This window comes from Vibrio sp. 10N.222.55.C6 (genome assembly GCF_041473395.1).
GTDB classification, from domain to species: domain Bacteria; phylum Pseudomonadota; class Gammaproteobacteria; order Enterobacterales; family Vibrionaceae; genus Vibrio; species Vibrio crassostreae_C.
Genome location: NZ_JBFRSD010000261.1, coordinates 1 through 291, shown reverse-complemented (window position 1 = coordinate 291; position 291 = coordinate 1). Strand labels below are relative to the sequence as shown.

1 pseudogene is annotated in these 291 nt (G+C 45.4%); it reads left to right on the top strand.

From position 1 onward, the window contains the following. Window positions 1-159: 159 nt before the first annotated feature. Window positions 160-291 (top strand): annotated as a pseudogene (locus AB4486_RS23560) (transposase); the annotation flags it as partial.

Genomic DNA, 291 nt, shown 5'->3' with positions numbered 1-291 from the left:
TCCAAGCACTGGGTTGTAGATAGCGAGGAAAATATCAGGCGTGTTGCCCATGTCTATGCAAGCATGATGGAGAATCTGAACGCCCCTGCGACAGAAATTGAAAGTACGGGATTCAACACTGACTGTAGTGGTACGCTGAATTTGGTCACTTAGTTAGAGGTGATATCATCTCCAACTAAGTTAACAGGTGACACGATGACAAAACCCACAAGGCGACAATTTGGCGCGAGTTCAAATTAGAAGCTGTTCGACTAATCCTAGATCAGAACTATTCAGTGACAGAGGCAGCTC